Origin of the sequence: Streptomyces sp. XD-27 (genome assembly GCF_030553055.1) — a bacterium.
In the GTDB taxonomy this organism is placed as follows: Bacteria; Actinomycetota; Actinomycetes; order Streptomycetales; family Streptomycetaceae; genus Streptomyces.
In genome coordinates this window covers 5,790,363-5,805,079 of the sequence record NZ_CP130713.1, presented here as the reverse complement: position 1 = coordinate 5,805,079, position 14,717 = coordinate 5,790,363, and the positions used below count along the sequence as shown (strand labels likewise).

13 protein-coding genes are annotated in these 14,717 nt (G+C 72.5%); 4 read left to right on the top strand and 9 right to left on the bottom strand.

The window, feature by feature from the left end:
* Positions 1 to 55 precede the first annotated feature (55 nt).
* The gene (locus tag Q3Y56_RS25375) at positions 56 to 1,099 is read right to left on the bottom strand and encodes a 3-isopropylmalate dehydrogenase (RefSeq protein ID WP_304464138.1); all 1,044 of its coding nucleotides are present in this window, start codon (positions 1,097 to 1,099) and stop codon (positions 56 to 58) included.
* A gap of 130 nt (positions 1,100 to 1,229) precedes the next feature.
* Between Q3Y56_RS25375 and Q3Y56_RS25370 the strand changes: the two genes are divergently transcribed.
* A complete protein-coding gene (locus Q3Y56_RS25370; protein ID WP_304464137.1) occupies positions 1,230 to 2,816 on the top strand; it encodes a metallophosphoesterase family protein in 1,587 nt (528 codons plus the stop codon).
* 10 nt (positions 2,817 to 2,826) lie between these two features.
* On the opposite strand, the gene Q3Y56_RS25365 is transcribed toward Q3Y56_RS25370, so the two are convergent.
* The 3 genes from Q3Y56_RS25365 to Q3Y56_RS25355 form a co-directional block, all read right to left on the bottom strand.
* Positions 2,827 to 2,964 carry a hypothetical protein gene (locus Q3Y56_RS25365; RefSeq protein ID WP_304464136.1) on the bottom strand — a complete coding sequence of 46 codons (138 nt, stop codon included), beginning with the start codon at positions 2,962 to 2,964 and terminating at the stop codon, positions 2,827 to 2,829.
* 292 nt (positions 2,965 to 3,256) lie between these two features.
* On the bottom strand, positions 3,257 to 4,888 hold the full coding sequence (gene pruA, locus Q3Y56_RS25360; RefSeq protein WP_304464135.1) for an L-glutamate gamma-semialdehyde dehydrogenase: 1,632 nt from the start codon (positions 4,886 to 4,888) through the stop codon (positions 3,257 to 3,259).
* Between the two features lie 113 nt (positions 4,889 to 5,001).
* The gene (locus Q3Y56_RS25355) at positions 5,002 to 5,928 is read right to left on the bottom strand and encodes a proline dehydrogenase family protein (RefSeq protein ID WP_304464134.1); all 927 of its coding nucleotides are present in this window, start codon (positions 5,926 to 5,928) and stop codon (positions 5,002 to 5,004) included.
* A gap of 223 nt (positions 5,929 to 6,151) precedes the next feature.
* On the opposite strand from Q3Y56_RS25355, the gene Q3Y56_RS25350 reads away from it, so the two are divergent.
* Complete coding sequence (locus Q3Y56_RS25350) at positions 6,152 to 7,603, top strand: CdaR family transcriptional regulator (protein ID WP_304464133.1); 1,452 nt, start codon at positions 6,152 to 6,154, stop codon at positions 7,601 to 7,603.
* 1 nt (position 7,604) lies between these two features.
* Here the strand turns inward: Q3Y56_RS25350 and Q3Y56_RS25345 are convergent, their stop codons facing one another.
* The 4 genes from Q3Y56_RS25345 to Q3Y56_RS25330 form a co-directional block, all read right to left on the bottom strand.
* Complete coding sequence (locus tag Q3Y56_RS25345) at positions 7,605 to 8,279, bottom strand: HD domain-containing protein (RefSeq protein ID WP_304464132.1); 675 nt, start codon at positions 8,277 to 8,279, stop codon at positions 7,605 to 7,607.
* A gap of 165 nt (positions 8,280 to 8,444) precedes the next feature.
* Positions 8,445 to 9,140 (bottom strand): DJ-1/PfpI family protein, encoded by a 696-nt coding sequence (locus Q3Y56_RS25340; protein ID WP_304464131.1) that lies wholly within the window; start codon positions 9,138 to 9,140, stop codon positions 8,445 to 8,447.
* 206 nt (positions 9,141 to 9,346) lie between these two features.
* A complete protein-coding gene (locus Q3Y56_RS25335) occupies positions 9,347 to 10,294 on the bottom strand; it encodes a GlxA family transcriptional regulator (protein WP_304464130.1) in 948 nt (315 codons plus the stop codon).
* An 11-nt stretch (positions 10,295 to 10,305) separates the two neighbouring features.
* Positions 10,306 to 10,803 (bottom strand): Lrp/AsnC family transcriptional regulator, encoded by a 498-nt coding sequence (locus tag Q3Y56_RS25330; protein WP_304464129.1) that lies wholly within the window; start codon positions 10,801 to 10,803, stop codon positions 10,306 to 10,308.
* A gap of 108 nt (positions 10,804 to 10,911) precedes the next feature.
* Here Q3Y56_RS25330 and Q3Y56_RS25325 point away from each other — a divergent pair, with 108 nt between their 5' ends.
* Both Q3Y56_RS25325 and Q3Y56_RS25320 read left to right on the top strand, forming a co-directional pair.
* The gene (locus tag Q3Y56_RS25325) at positions 10,912 to 11,898 is read left to right on the top strand and encodes an EamA family transporter (protein ID WP_304465792.1); all 987 of its coding nucleotides are present in this window, start codon (positions 10,912 to 10,914) and stop codon (positions 11,896 to 11,898) included.
* A gap of 31 nt (positions 11,899 to 11,929) precedes the next feature.
* Positions 11,930 to 13,141, top strand: coding sequence for a serine hydrolase (locus tag Q3Y56_RS25320; protein WP_304464128.1), 1,212 nt, complete (start codon positions 11,930 to 11,932; stop codon positions 13,139 to 13,141).
* Between the two features lie 59 nt (positions 13,142 to 13,200).
* Here the strand turns inward: Q3Y56_RS25320 and Q3Y56_RS25315 are convergent, their stop codons facing one another.
* The gene (locus tag Q3Y56_RS25315; protein ID WP_304464127.1) at positions 13,201 to 14,706 is read right to left on the bottom strand and encodes an MFS transporter; all 1,506 of its coding nucleotides are present in this window, start codon (positions 14,704 to 14,706) and stop codon (positions 13,201 to 13,203) included.
* Positions 14,707 to 14,717: the final 11 nt, after the last annotated feature.

Sequence of the window (14,717 nt, the reverse complement as noted above, 5' to 3'; positions counted from 1 at the left end):
CGCGCGGTATGGGTCGATGGTCGCACCCAACCGCGCGGTAACCCAGCCTCGGAATTCAGTTCGTGACGGCCGTGGCGAGCGCGTCGCCGATCTGGTCGGTGGTGCGCCGCGCCGCCGGGTCGCGCTCGGCGAGGTCGGCCGCGACGGCCGCCTCGACCCGGGCCGCCTCGCCCTCGTACCCGAGGTGCCGCAGCAGCAGGGCCACCGACAGGACCGTCGCGGTGGGGTCGGCCTTGCCGGTGCCCGCGATGTCCGGCGCGGAGCCGTGGACCGGCTCGAACATCGACGGGAAGGCGCCGGTGGGGTTGATGTTGCCGCTCGCGGCGAGCCCGATGCCGCCGGTCACGGCGGCGGCCAGGTCGGTGAGGATGTCGCCGAAGAGGTTGTCGGTGACGATGACGTCGAACCGCTCGGGCTGGGTGACGAAGAAGATCGTCGCCGCGTCCACGTGCAGGTAGTCGGTGGTGACGTCGGGGTACTCCTCGCCGACCTTGTCGAAGATCTTCTTCCACATGTGGCCGGCGTAGACCAGGACGTTGTTCTTGTGGACCAGCGTGAGCTTCTTGCGCGGGCGGGCCTGGGCCCGCGCGTAGGCGTCGCGCACCACGCGCTCCACGCCGTAGGCGGTGTTGACGCTGACCTCGGTGGCGACCTCGGCGGGGGTGCCGGTGCGCAAGGACCCGCCGTTGCCGGTGTACGGGCCCTCGGTGCCCTCGCGGACCACGACGAAGTCGATGTCGGGGCGCCCGGCCAGCGGGGTGGCCGTGTTGGGGAACAGCTTCGAGGGACGCAGGTTGACGTAGTGGTCGAAGGCGAAGCGCAGTTTGAGCAGCAGCCCGCGCTCCAGGACGCCGGAGGGCACCGACGGGTCGCCGATGGCGCCCAGCAGGATGGCGTCGTGCCGCTTGAGCGACTCCAACTCCGCGTCCGGCAGGGTCTCCCCCGTGGCGTGCCAGCGCTTGGCGCCGAGATCGTACTCCCGGGTCTCCAGCTTCACGTCCTGAGGAAGGACGGCGGAGAGCACCTTCAGGCCCTGGGCCACGACTTCCTGGCCGATACCGTCACCGGGGATCACTGCGAGGCGAATGCTGCGAGACATACCGGGACCCTACTCCGCGTCCCATTGCATGACACGCGACGTCCGCCATTCGGACTCATGGGGCGCCGTACGCGCCGCGTTCACCCGGAATACCGCGTGATGTCGCCGCTGCCTGGCACCGTCACGATCCATGGACACACCACGGACCGGCATCCCCGACCACCTCGCCAGCCGTATGTCGATGGCCGAGCAGCACGCGTATCTGCGCGAGCGGTTCTCCCGCAGACGGCTGCTGCGGACCGGTGCGGCGGGGGCGGGCGGCGTGGTGGGCGCGGGGCTGCTGAGCGGCGCCGCGTGCGGCGGCCCGTCGCGGTCGGCGTCCCCGGCACCCACCCTGGTGCCGTCGTCGGCGGCGACCCGCGTGGACGGCTCGCTGGTGGCGCCGTTCGGCCGCCACCTGGCGTTCGGCGCCGATCCGCGGACGCAGATGCGCGTCTCCTGGCAGGTGCCCCTCGCGGTGCGCAGGCCGTACGTCCGGGTCGGACTGCGGCCGTGGGAGCTGAGCCGCAAGATCGAGGCGGAGGTGCGCCCGCTGCGCACCCCGCCGCTGAGCGACAGGCTGCCGAGCGTCGACCAGTTCTATCTGCACGCCGCGCTGGACGGGCTGCGGCCGGGCACCACCTACTACTACGGCGTCGGCCACGACGGCTTCGACCCGGCCGACCCGCGCCGCTTCGGCGCCCTGGGCACGTTCCGCACCGCGCCGGCGAAGGCGGAGAAGTTCGTCTTCACCGCCTTCGGCGACCAGGGCGTCAGCTATGACGCGCTCGCCAACGACCAGGTGATCCTGGGTCAGAACCCGTCGTTCCACCTGCACGCCGGAGACATCTGCTACGCCGACTCCTCCGGGCAGGGCAGCGATGACGACACCTACGACGCCCGGGTGTGGGACCAGTTCCTCGCCCAGACCGAGTCGGTGGCCTCGCGGGTGCCGTGGATGGTGACGACCGGCAACCACGACATGGAGGCGTGGTACTCGCCCGACGGCTACGGCGGCCAACTCGCCCGCTGGTCGCTGCCGGAGTCCGGCCCCGACCCGCGCAAGGCGCCCGGCGTGTACGCGTTCAGTTACGGCAACGTGGGCGTCGTCGCGCTGGACGCCAATGACGTCAGCCACGAGATCCCCGCCAACCGCGGCCACACCGGCGGCCGCCAGACGCGCTGGCTGGACCGGACGCTGCGGCGGCTGCGCGGCGACGACGACATCGACTTCATCGTCGTCTTCTTCCACCACTGCGCGTTCTCCACCACGTCCGCGCACGCGTCGGACGGCGGGGTGCGCGACGCGTGGGTGCCGCTGTTCGACAAGCACCAGGTGGATCTGGTGATCAACGGCCACAACCACATCTACGAGCGGACCGACGCCATCCGGCGCGGCGCCGTGGGCCGGCGGGTGCCCGTCGGCGCGACCACCGACCCCACGCGCGACGGCACGGTCTACGTCACCGCGGGCGGCGCCGGGGCCAGGCTCTACTCCTTCCCCGTTCCCGACAGTTACGAGGGGCACGAGAAGGACCTCGACCACGTGGACACCTACCACTGGACGAAGGACCGGAAGAAGGCACCGGAGGAAGTGGAGTGGTCGCGCGTGCGCTACACCGGCTTCTCGTTCCTGGCGGTCGAGGCGGAGCCGGGCGGCCGGCCGACGCTGCGGGTCACCGCGCTCGCCGAATCCGGCGAGCGGGTGGACCACTTCACCGTGCGGCGCGGCCGCTGACCGTCGGCGGTCAGTGGCCGGTGGCACCACCGTTGTCGCGGCGGTCGAGCGCGCGCTGGAGCGCCGCGGCGGCGTTCCTGCGGTCGGTGTCGTCGGTGGCGCGGCGACGGGCGGTCGTGCGGGGCTTGCGGACAGCGGTCTCGGCCATGGGTCACGTCTCCTCTTACGGTGGAACCCGAGAAGGTGGACGCCGGAAAGGGCGGGGGCCGGGGTGCGACAGGGGTCGCCTGCGCGGGCACCGGGCCGCGGCCGCCAACGCTGGATGGAGCGAGACGTTCGGCTTCCACCAACGTAAGGCAGCCGGGCCGAGCTGTCTGCACAGTTACTCGGACTTCCTACTATCTGAGACGGCTGCCGGTGCGAGCGCCGACATGGCGACCGCCCCCGGGCGGCGCGGCGGCCGGCCCGGGGGCGGTGGTCATGGGTGGGACGGAAGACCGTTAGCCCATGTGGGGGTAGCGGTAGTCGGTCGGCGGGACCAGCGTCTCCTTGATGGAGCGCGTGGAGGTCCAGCGCATCAGGTTCTGCTTGGCGCCCGCCTTGTCGTTGGTGCCGGAGGCGCGGCCGCCACCGAAGGGCTGCTGGCCGACGACGGCGCCGGTGGGCTTGTCGTTGATGTAGAAGTTGCCCGCGGCGAAGCGCAGCGCCTCGCAGGTGGCCGCGGCGGCGGCGCGGTCCCGCGCGATGACGCAGCCGGTGAGGCCGTAGGCGGAGGCGGACTCCATCTGCTCCAGCATCGCGTCGTACTGGTCGTCCTCGTAGACGTGGACGCCGAGGATCGGGCCGAAGTACTCGTCCTTGAAGATCTCGTTCTCCGGGTCGGTGGAGACCAGGACCGTCGGGCGGACGAAGTAGCCCTCGCTGTCGTCGTAGGTGCCGCCGGCGACGACCTCGATGGTCGGGTCGGCCTTCGCCCGGTCGATGGCGGCCTTGTTCTTGGCGAACGAGCGCTCGTCGATGACCGCGGACATGAAGTTCGACAGGTCGGTGACGTCACCCATGGTGAGCGAGTCGACCTCGGCGGCGAACTCCTCCTTGAAGCCGCCCTCCCAGATGGAGCGCGGGACGTAGGCGCGGGAGGCGGCGGAGCACTTCTGGCCCTGGAACTCGAAGGCGCCGCGGGTCATCGCCGTCTTGAGCACCGCCGGGTCGGCGGACGGGTGGGCGACGATGAAGTCCTTGCCGCCGGTCTCGCCGACCAGCCGCGGGTACGTCTTGTACTTCTCGATGTTGGTGCCGACCGTCTTCCACAGGTACTGGAAGGTCCGGGTCGAGCCGGTGAAGTGGATGCCGGCGAGGTCGGGGTGGTTCAGCGCCACCTCGGAGACGTCCTTGCCGTCGCCCGTCACCAGGTTGATGACGCCCTTGGGCAGACCGGCCTCCTCCAGCAGCCGCATCAGCAGCACGGCGGCGTGCGTCTGGGTCGGGGACGGCTTCCAGACCACCACGTTGCCCATCAGGGCGGGCGCGGTCGGCAGGTTGCCCGCGATGGCGGTGAAGTTGAAGGGCGTGATCGCGTAGACGAAGCCCTCCAGCGGCCGGTGGTCGCTGCGGTTCCATACGCCCGGGGAGTTGACCATGGGCTGCTCGGCCAGGATCTGGCGGGCGAAGTGGACGTTGAAGCGCCAGAAGTCGACCAGCTCGCAGGGCGTGTCGATCTCCGCCTGCTGGGCGGTCTTGGACTGGCCGAGCATGGTGGAGGCGGCCAGCGTCTCGCGCCACGGGCCCGCCAGCAGGTCCGCGGCCTTGAGGATGATCGCGGCGCGGTCGTCGAAGCTCAGCGCGCGCCAGGCCGGGGCGGCGGCCAGGGCGGCGTCGATGGCGTCCTGCGCGTCCGCCTGGGTGGCGTTGGCGTACGTGCCGAGAACGGCGGAGTGGTTGTGCGGCTGCACCACGTCGAAGCGCTCGCCGCCGCCCATCCGCTGCACGCCGCCGATGGTCATCGGCAGCTCGATCGGGTTGTCGGCCAGCTCCTTGAGCTTGGCCTCGAGCCGCTGCCGCTCGGGGCTGCCGGGGGCGTAGGTGTGCACCGGCTCGTTCGCCGGCACGGGGACCTGGGTCACAGCGTCCATGGTGGCCGTTGTCTCCTTCGATCGTCGGGTCGTACGGGGCGTACGGAGGTTCTGGGGCGGCGGATCGGCGGCCGGCCGGCCGCGGGTCAGCGGGTCAGCCGCGGGTCAGCGGGTCAGCCGCGGCTGACCAGCGACCGCAGGAAGAACGTGAGGTTGGCGGGGCGCTCCGCGAGCCGCCGCATGAAGTACCCATACCAGTCTGTGCCATACGGGACGTAAACCCTCATACGGTGACCTTCCGCTACGAGCCGCTCCTGCTCGGCCTCGCGGATGCCGTACAGCATCTGGAACTCGTACTCGTCCAGCTTGCGCCCGTAGGAGCGGGCCAGTTCCTGCGTGATGGCGATCAGCCGGGGGTCGTGCGACCCGATCATCGGGTAGCCCTCGCCCGCCATCAGGATCTTCAGGCAGCGCACGTACGCCCGGTCCACCTCGCGCTTGTCCTGGAACGCGACGCTCGCGGGCTCCTTGTACGCGCCCTTCACCAGGCGCACCCGGGAGCCTTCCCCGGCCAGCGCGTGGCAGTCGTCCTCGGTGCGGAACAGGTAGGACTGGACGACGGCGCCGGTCTGCGGGAAGCGCTTGCGCAGCTCGGCCAGGATCGCCAGCGTGGAGTCGACCGTGGTGTGGTCCTCCATGTCGAGGGTGACGGTGGTGCCGACCTCCGCGGCGGCCTCCACGACCGGGGTGACGTTGGCCAGCGCCAGGTCGTGGCCGCCGGGCAGCGCCTGCCCGAAGGCGGACAGCTTCACCGACATCTCGGCGCGCTCGCCCAGGCCCTCGCCCTTGAGCGCCTCGGTCAGCGCGAGGTACGCGTCGCGGTTGCGCAGCGCCTCGACCGGGTCGGTGATGTCCTCACCGAGGTGGTCCAGGGTGACCTCCATGCCGCGGCCGGTCAGCGCGCGCACGGCCGTCATGGACTCGGCCAGCCGCTCGCCTGCCACGAAGCGGTCCACCACTGGGCGGGTGACCGGCGTGGCCGAGACGATACGGCGGATGGCGTCGCTGCGCGATGCGGCGAGCAGCACGGGACCCAGCACGGGGCACCTCCGTTGTGGTGTTCTTCGGGTGACCGCGGCGACGGGCCGCGCGAACAAATCGAGCCACCGTGAAACCTAAGGATCTCTCCGGGGCCGGGCCATCGACAGGTGTCACGCGTTCGTGGCCGAGATCTCATACAGATGTATGACAATGGCTGTGGGGGTTCTGTCCGTTCGGGCGACACCCCGGCCCGGGAGTGTGAGGAAGGGGGCGGCGCGGCCGATGCGCGGCGACTATCAGCAGCTGGTGGACGAGGTCTCGGCCACGCTCGGCGCGCCCGCGACGCTGGAGGACCGCGACTTCGCGCTGATCGCGTTCGGCGCGCACGACAGCGAGGGCGACGTCGGCGAGCTCGCGCTGGACCCGGTGCGTACCCGGTCGATCCTCCAGCGGCGCTCGACGGCGGCGGTGCGGGCCTGGTTCGAGGGCTTCGGCATCGCACGGGCCCAGGCGCCGCTGCGGATCCCGCCGGACCCGGCGGCGGGCGTCTTCATGGGCCGGCTCTGCCTGCCCGCGCTGCACCGGGGCATCGTGCGCGGCTACGTGTGGCTGCTGGACGACGGCCACCTGTCGGACCTGGAGCTGGGCGGCCCCGGAGTCCCGCCGGACCCGCGGCTCGCGCACGCGATGGAGACGGCGGCCCGGATCGGCAAGCTGCTGGCCGCGGAGGCGCGGGCGGACGTGGAGCTCGGCGAACTCCTGCGCGCCCTGCTGGTGGGGCCCCCGACCGGCCGCGAGGCGGCGAGCGCCGACCTGCGGGAGGCACTGCGCCAGGTGGCGGACGGCCCGCTGGCGGTGGTGGCGGTGACCCCGTGGAGCCCGGACGACGGCGAGAGCTCCCCCGCGCCGAACGTGCCGGGGGTGGCGGCGGTGTGCACGATCCCGTACGCCGCCTCGGCGGGCCACGCGGGGGCGGGTCACGCCGGGGCAGGGCACGCGGGGGCGGGCGGCGGCCGGGAGGAGACCACCGGGCGCGGCGACCTGGCCGCGCTGGTGCGGCTCCGGACGACCGGGGCACTGGACCCGGCACGCACGGCGGGCGAGCAGCTGCTGAGGTCGCCAGGTGCGGCGGGGAGCGGCGCGGCGGGGCACGGCGGTGCGGCGGCCGGGGCCGGAACGGCAGGAACGGCGGGGGCCACACGGGCCGGGGCCGGAACGGCGGGAGGCGCGAGAGCCGGGACGGCGGGGGCGGCCGGCGCCGCCAGGGCCGCCGATGCGCGGACCGGGGCCGCAGGCCCCGCCGAGGCGGTGGCCGGACGGGGCGCCGCGGCGGGCGTCAGCGATCCGCGACGCGGGCTGGAGGAGCTGCCCACCGCCTGGCGGGAGGCACGGGCCGCCGCCCGCGCGGCGCGCGCGGAGCCCCGGCTGGGCCCGGTGGCGGCGTGGTCGGAGGTGGGGCCGTACCGCCTGCTGACCGGGTTGCCTGGCACCGGCGCGGACCCGGCCGCCCGGCCACTGCTGGAGCGTGCGCACGCCGAACTGGCGCGCACCGCCGAGGTGTTCCTGGACTGCGCCGGGCAGGCGGGCCGCGCGGCGCAGACGCTCGGCATCCACCGGCAGACGCTGTACTACCGGCTGTCACGAGTGGAGCAGCTGACCGGGCTCGACCTCGACGCGGGCGAGGACCGGCTGCTGCTGCACATGGCGCTGAAGGCGGCCCGGCTGCCGTCGTGATCTAGGACGCGTAGCCGTCGTAGCCGTCCCAGTCGGCGGCCACGGTCAGCTGCTCCCAGGTCGGCCATGGGGAGCCGGTCCGAGCGCGGTGGAGGTCGCCGGGCACACTGAACAGAGGGGCCTTGCCCGGCTTGTCGAGCGTCTGGGCGACGATCGCGTCCCGCAGCACCGGGGAGGCGTGCAGGCGGGGCAGCGCGGCGTGGACGCGGTCGACGTACGCGGCCGGGAGGGGGTCCGGTCCGCCGATGATGTCGAATTTGGTACCGGCGGACACCAGGGCGATCTCGGGGCGCTTGCGGATGGCGATGCCGTCGCTGGTGTGCAGGGCGATGGCGTCCCAGACGACCTCCACCTCGCCCGCCGGAACTCCCTGCTTGGTGAGGAACTCGGCGGCCAGGTCGGCGCCGTCGACCTCGAAGCGCTGGTCACCGTCGCCCTGGGCGCTGAGCCCGACATCGTGCAGTACGCAGCCCAGGAACAGCAGTTGGTCGTCGTAGTCGCGGCCGGGCTGCAGGCCCCGTCGCTCACCGAGCAGGCGACCGTAGAAGTAGGTGCGCACGCTGTGGTGGAAGATGGCGGTGTGCTCGATGCTCTCCGCGAAACGCAGTGCGGCCAGCGCCACCTCGGTACGCGGTAACGGCAGTCCGTCGCGGGCAAGGTCGTGGGCGAGGTCCATCAGGTCATCCTTCCGAGCGGGTTCGGTAACGGGGCGGTGTGCCGTGCCAGGTGAGCGCGGACCACGGAGTGAAGGGCCGGCGCGGGTGTGGCCGGAGCGCTCCGGCGCCGGAGCGCTCCGGGTGCCGGCGGGTGCGGCGCGTCCGACGCGCCGGGGCCGAGTGGCCTACGCGGCTTGCCAGACGGTGCCGCGGCGTTCGTACTCCAGTACCTCTTCGGCGAACACCGCGGTCCCCGGGCCGTAGGAGCGCTCGACGAGCCACAGGGCCAGGTCGATCCCGGAGGTGACGCCCCCACAGGTGACCAGGTCGCCGTCGTCGACGACCCGGCCGCCGACCACCTTGCCGCCCTCCGCCGCCAGGTCCTTCTTGGCGATGTGGTGCGTGGTGCAGGGCCGTCCGTCGGTGATCCCGGCGGCGGAGAGCAGCATCGTCCCGGTGCACACTCCGGCCAGGGTCAGCCCGGGCCGCCGCGCGGCGGCCAGTGCCTTGGGCAGGGTGCCGCGGCTGATCTGCTCACTCAGCGCCGACCCGTCCCCGTAGCCGCCCCCGGGCACCATGATCAGGTCGGCCGTCCGGGGCGACCACGGTGCACGGATCACGATCTCCATACCGGAGTGCGTGATCACCGTCCCCGGGCCGTCAGCGGTGACGAAGGTCTGTTTGATCCGGTCATCGATGATGCCGAAGACCTCCACCGGACCGGCGAAGTCCTGCTCCTCCACTCCGTCGTAGAGCACCGTGTGCACCCGCAGCGGTCTGGGGCGCCTCCCGGAGGGCGACGCCGGGCCTGCGGTGACCGCCCCGAGTCCGAGGCCGGTCGTGGCGACCACGCCGGAGCGAAGAAGATTCCGTCTGCGCATGGAGTGCTCCAGAAAGTGCTGGGCGAATCGGTGCGTCGCCAAGTCTGTCGGCGCCGGAGGCCGTCCGACAGTGGCACGACTGCCCATGATCCGTAAGATACGGCCACCTTCGGCGGGTGCCGGCGCGAGCGCTCTCCCCCGTGCTGCCCGAGCCGCGCCCGGGACGCGTGCCGCCCGAGCCGCGTCCGGGGCGCGTGCCGCCGCTCTCAGCCCCGGAACGTCGCGCGGTACGACGTCGGGGTGGTGCCGACATGCCGGGCGAAGTGGTGCCGCAGCGTCTCGACCGATCCGAACCCCGCCGCCTGGGCGATCCGCTCCATGGTGAGGTCGGTCGTCTCCAGCAGCTCTCGCGCCCGCTGCAGGCGCCGGTTGAGCAGCCAGCGCAGCGGCGTGGTCCCCGTCTGCGCCCGGAACCGCCGCGACAGGCTGCGGGGGCTCATGGCGGCCCGGCGGGCGATGTCGGCGATGGTCAGCGGCGTGTCGAGGTTGTCGTGCATCCACTCCAGAGTCGGGCCGAGGCCGTCGGTGTCGCCGACGGGGTCGCGGTAGTCGATGAACTGCGCCTGGCCGCCCGCGCGCTGCGGCGCCATGACGATCATGCGGGCGGTACGGGCCGCCGCGGCCGCCCCCAGGTCGCGCCGCACCATGTGCAGGCACAGATCAAGGCCCGCGGCGACGCCCGCGGAGGTCAGGATCCGGCCGTTGTCGACGAACAGGACGGAGGGGTCCACCTCCACGTCCGGGAAGGACTCCGCCAACCGGTCGGCGAACATCCAGTGCGTGGTCGCCCGTTGCCCGTCGAGCAGCCCGGCCGCCGCGAGCACGAACGCCCCGGTGCAGATGGACGCCACGCGTCCGCCCCGGTCGGCCACCTCGCGTATCAGCCGCACGGCTCGCGGCGAAGGCGCCCGGTCCGGGCCGATGCCCGGCACGATCACCGTGTCGGCGTCGCGGGCGGCGTCCAGACCGTACGGTGAGGAGACCCGGAAGGACGGCTGCTTGCCGGCGGTCGCGGTGACCGTCCGCTCGGCGCACACCCTCACCTCATAGGCAGGCGTGGCATCCTGGCGCCACGTCATGGCGAACACCTGGCAGGGGATGGCCAGATCGAAGGCAGCCACGTCCTCAAGGGCCAGGATGGCAACTACGTGCATGCGGCCAGAGCTTAGTTCCCGGGCGCCGCCGGCCCCGATCCGTGTGCGGCGCCGCCCGCCAGCAGAGGCCGCTCGAAGATCGTGCGCAACGCGATCGTCGTGCCCGTGCCCTGGATCGGAGGGATGGCGCGGATACGGTCCAGGACATCCGCCAGCTCACCCGTCGAGGCCACTCGCACCTTGATCAAGTAGCAGTCGTCCCCCGCGACCTGATGCGCCTCCAGCACGCAGGGCTCGCGCCGCAGGGCCTCGTCCACCGTGGCGCGGGCCTCTTCGCCGGGGCCGAACCTCAGGGCGATGAACGCGGCCGTGGCGGCGTCGACGCTCTCCGGTGCCACGGCCGCCTGGTAGCCGGTGATCACTCCATCGCGCTCCAGGCGCTGTATCCGCTCGCGTACAGCCGGCTCCGACAGCTCCACATCCTTGGCCAAGGCCCGCAGGGTCCTGCGCCCGTCGGCACTCAGCGCGCGGAGCAGGGCCCGGTCGGTGTCGTCCAGTCGGCGGCTCATCGAAGACAGCTCCTCCATCACACGGCCCGCATATGGCTTGTCGCCGAACTCTCCCATACCTAATATACGGAAGCGATCAGGTTGCATCTCTTAAAAAGATAAGGCTTGGTGACCACAGTGGCTCATTTAAGGAAAGATCACGCCCTGTCATGGACGGCCCTGGTGACCGTCTGGATCGTCTGGGGGTCGACCTATCTCGGCATCAGCGTGGCCGTCGAGACCATCCCGCCGTTCCTCATGGCGGGCACCCGCTTCCTGGTCGCGGGTGCGCTGATGTTCGCCTTCGTGGCACCACGCCACGCCCGCGGTGAGCGGCGTCCGACCTGGCCGCACATCCGATCCGCGATCATCATCGGCGCCTTGATGCTCGTCGGAGGGAACGGCCTGCTCAGCGCGGGCGAGGAGCATCTCGACTCGGGCCTGGCGGCGTTGATCGTCGCCACCGTGCCGGTGTGGATGGTGCTGATCAACGCCCTCGTCACCCGCACGCGCATACCGGCGACCCTGGTCGCGGCGCTGGTGCTCGGTACGACCGGGATCGCGATCCTGGTCGGCGGCCCCGGCGGCGATGTGGACGTCGGGGCCGCCGTCGTGGTGGTCATCGCCTCCGCGCTGTGGGCCGCCGGGTCGGTGTACGCCCGGAGCGCGCCGCTCCCCTCGCACCCGATGGTGGCGGCCTCGACCCAGATGATCGCCGCAGGCGTGATGCTGCTGGCCCTGGGAGTCGTACGGGGCGAGCCGGCGCGGGTGGACGTCGCGGAGATCTCGGGGGCCTCGCTCGCCGGGCTCGCCTGGCTGGTGTTCGCCGGCTCGATCGTGGCGTTCACCGCGTACGTGTACGCCAACAGCACCCTGCCCAACGACACCGTGGCGACCTACGCCTACGTCAACCCGGTGATCGCGGTGATCCTGGGCGTGACCCTCGGGGACGAGACCGTCGGCGCCAATGTGTACCTCGGCGGCGCGGTCATCGTGGGCGCGGTGGCCCTCATCGTCACCGGCCGCTCCAAGGGCCGCCCGCCGCGGCGCCATGACCCGCCGCGGACGCGCCTTAGGGGGCGTGTCAGGGACCGGCGGGGGACATCCCCCGTGTGACCGCGGGCGCACGCCCGCCACGGTGGGAGGCATGACGACGACACCCCACTCCCCCGCGTCGCGGCGCGCCCTGCTGGGCGCGGCCGCGGCCGGTACCGCCCTGGCCGCCGTGGGCCTTCCGGCCCCGCGCGCGGCCGCGGCGACCGGCCCCACCCCCGCGCCCGCCGCCCCCGCCCCCGTACCCCTGCCGCCGCTCGACCCCGCCGCGTTGCACGCCGCGATCGGCGATCTGGAGCATCCTCCGGCCACCGCCGCCCAGTTACAGGTCAGCGGCTCCGCGGGCCGCTGGTACGGCACGTCCGGGGTGGCCGACCTGAGGTCGGGGCGCTCCGTCAGGGCGGGCGACAAGGTCCGTATCGGCAGCATCACCAAGATGTTCGTCGCCACGGTCGCGCTCCAACTGGTAGCCGAGCGCCGGCTCTGCCTCGACACGCCCGTCCGGCGCTGCCTGCCCGGTCTGCTCCCCGCCCGGTTCGGCACCGTCACGCTCGCCCATCTGCTCGGCCACGGCAGCGGGTTGCCGGACGAGCAGGGCGTCCCGCACCTCAGTACGCCGGAGAAGGTCTTCGCGCACCGTTTCGACCCGTGGACGCCCGAACAGATCGTGGCCATGGTGACCGTCGGCGACAGAGAGCTGAAGTTCGCCCCCGGCTCGAAGCAGGAGTACCGCGGCATCAACTACGTCCTGGCCGCGCTGGTCGTCGAGAGGCTGACCGGCCGCCCGTACGGCGAGGAGATCGCCCGCCGGATCCTGCGCCCGCTGGGCCTGCGCGACACCTCGGTGCCCGGCGACGAGCGCCGTATCCACGGCCCGCATGTGCATGGCTATCTGCGGATGTCCGACGGCGGGCTGCGCGACATCACCGAGATCAACCCCTCGGGTTCCTGGGGCGAGGGCGAGATGATCTCCACCACCGACGATCTGACGCGGTTCACGCACGCGCTGTTCTCCGGCGCGCTGCTGCCGCCGCACGTGCTGCGGGTGATGTTCACGATGCCGCCCGACGACGTACGCATGGTCGACGGCGGCCCGGCGCGCTTCAGCACCGGGCTCCAGACGGTGACCGTCAACGGGGTCACGTTCTGGGGCAAGACCGGTGAGCAGTACGGCTACGCGTCGTTCGCCTTCGCCACCCGCGACCAGCGGCGGTGCATGGTGCTGTCGTTCAACCCGACCCAGCGGGACCGCAGCCAGGAGCAGATGAGCCTGCGGGTCGCGAACGCGGTCACCGGAGGGGCCTGAGCGGACAGGCTCCTCCGGTGCGGCGTGCGGCGTGCGTGCGGGTCCCGGGCGCGGGGCGGTCAGCCCATGTGGACCGTCAGCGGCTCGGCGTCGTCGACGCCGGAACCGCCCTTCGGGCGCGGGGTGTTCATCAGCACCGCCACCGCCGCCGCGGCCACCACGAGGATCACGGCGGCGTAGACGAACGCGTGGGAGAAGCCCTCGACGAGGCCGTCCCGCAGGACCTGCGGCGTCACCTCGTGCCCGTTCCTGGCCGGGTCCACGTACTCGGCGGTGGCGTCGGCGGCGACGGTGTTGAGCAGCGCGGTGCCGATCGAACCCCCGACCTGCTGGGCGGTGTTGATGGTCGCCGACGCGATGCCGGCGTCCTCGGCGCGCACGCCGTGGGTCGCGTAGTTCATCGACGGGGCCATCACCAGGCCCATGCCGAAGCCGACCAGCACTTCGCCGGGCAGCACCCCGGCCGCGTACGAGCTGCCCGCGTCCAGCGGCACCAGCAGGGCCACGCCGGTGGCCGCGATGAGCAGTCCGGGGGCGATGAGGACGCGCGGCGGGACCTTGGGGATCAGCCGGGAGGCGATGCCGCCGGCCGCGACCAGGACGGCGGCGGTCATGGGCAGGAAGGCCACGCCGGTGCGCATCGCCGAGTACTCCTTGACGACCTGCATGTAGTAGGTGAGGAAGAGGAACATCGCGAACATGCCGACCACCGACAGCCCGACGGCGAGGTAGGCGGCGCCGCGGGTGCGGTCGGTCACCACGCGCGGCGGCAGCAGCGGCCGCGCGACGCGGCGCTCCACGGCGACGAAGGCGAGGAGGAGCACCGCGCCGAGGGTGAGCAGCCCGGTGACGGTCAGGGAGTCCCAGCCCTCGGACTCCGCCTCGCTGCACCCGTAGACCACGGCCACCAGGCCCGTCACGGCCAGCAGCACACCGGGGATGTCGAAGCGGGAGGACGCGCTGCCGGCCCGGGTGTCGGCGGGCAGGACGTACCGGCCGAAGGCGGCGATGACGGCGATGGGCACGTTCACGTACAGGCACCAGCGCCAGTCGAGGTACTCGGTCAGCACGCCGCCCAGGACGAGGCCGATGGCGCTGCCGCCGGCCGCGATGGCGCCGAAGATGGCGAACGCCTTGGCGCGTTCGCGCGGTTCGGTGAAGCTCACCGCCAGCAGGGACAGCGCCGAGGGGGCCAGCAGCGCGGCGAACGCGCCCTGGAGCGCGCGGGCCGCGAGCAGCACCCCGAACTCGGGGGCGGCGCCGCCGAGCGCCGAGGCCGCGGCGAAGCCGAGCAGTCCGATGAGGAAGGCGCGGCGGCGTCCGGTGTAGTCGGCTATCCGGCCGCCGAGCAGCAGCAGGCTGCCGAAGGCGAGGGTGTAGGCGGTGACGACCCACTGCCGGTCGCCGTCGGAGACGCCCAGGTCCTGCTGCGCGGAGGGCAGGGCGATGTTCACGATGGTGATGTCGAGGACGATCATCAGCTGGGCGAGGCCGATGAAGATCAGGGCCAACCAGCGGCGCGGGGCGGCCGCGGCGGTGGCGGTGCCGGTGGTGTCCGTGCTCATGACGCTGCCTT

Excerpts from the sequence above, each read along its gene's own strand:
- Q3Y56_RS25375 (WP_304464138.1), bottom strand. The coding sequence starts at position 1,099 with ATGTCTCGCAGCATTCGCCTCGCAGTGATCCCCGGTGACGGTATCGGC.
- Q3Y56_RS25370 (WP_304464137.1), top strand. The coding sequence starts at position 1,230 with ATGGACACACCACGGACCGGCATCCCCGACCACCTCGCCAGCCGTATG.
- Q3Y56_RS25365 (WP_304464136.1), bottom strand. The coding sequence starts at position 2,964 with ATGGCCGAGACCGCTGTCCGCAAGCCCCGCACGACCGCCCGTCGCCGC.
- pruA (WP_304464135.1), bottom strand. The coding sequence starts at position 4,888 with ATGGACGCTGTGACCCAGGTCCCCGTGCCGGCGAACGAGCCGGTGCAC.
- Q3Y56_RS25350 (WP_304464133.1), top strand. The coding sequence starts at position 6,152 with ATGCGCGGCGACTATCAGCAGCTGGTGGACGAGGTCTCGGCCACGCTC.
- Q3Y56_RS25345 (WP_304464132.1), bottom strand. The coding sequence starts at position 8,279 with ATGGACCTCGCCCACGACCTTGCCCGCGACGGACTGCCGTTACCGCGT.
- Q3Y56_RS25340 (WP_304464131.1), bottom strand. The coding sequence starts at position 9,140 with ATGCGCAGACGGAATCTTCTTCGCTCCGGCGTGGTCGCCACGACCGGC.
- Q3Y56_RS25335 (WP_304464130.1), bottom strand. The coding sequence starts at position 10,294 with ATGCACGTAGTTGCCATCCTGGCCCTTGAGGACGTGGCTGCCTTCGAT.
- Q3Y56_RS25330 (WP_304464129.1), bottom strand. The coding sequence starts at position 10,803 with ATGAGCCGCCGACTGGACGACACCGACCGGGCCCTGCTCCGCGCGCTG.
- Q3Y56_RS25320 (WP_304464128.1), top strand. The coding sequence starts at position 11,930 with ATGACGACGACACCCCACTCCCCCGCGTCGCGGCGCGCCCTGCTGGGC.
- Q3Y56_RS25315 (WP_304464127.1), bottom strand. The coding sequence starts at position 14,706 with ATGAGCACGGACACCACCGGCACCGCCACCGCCGCGGCCGCCCCGCGC.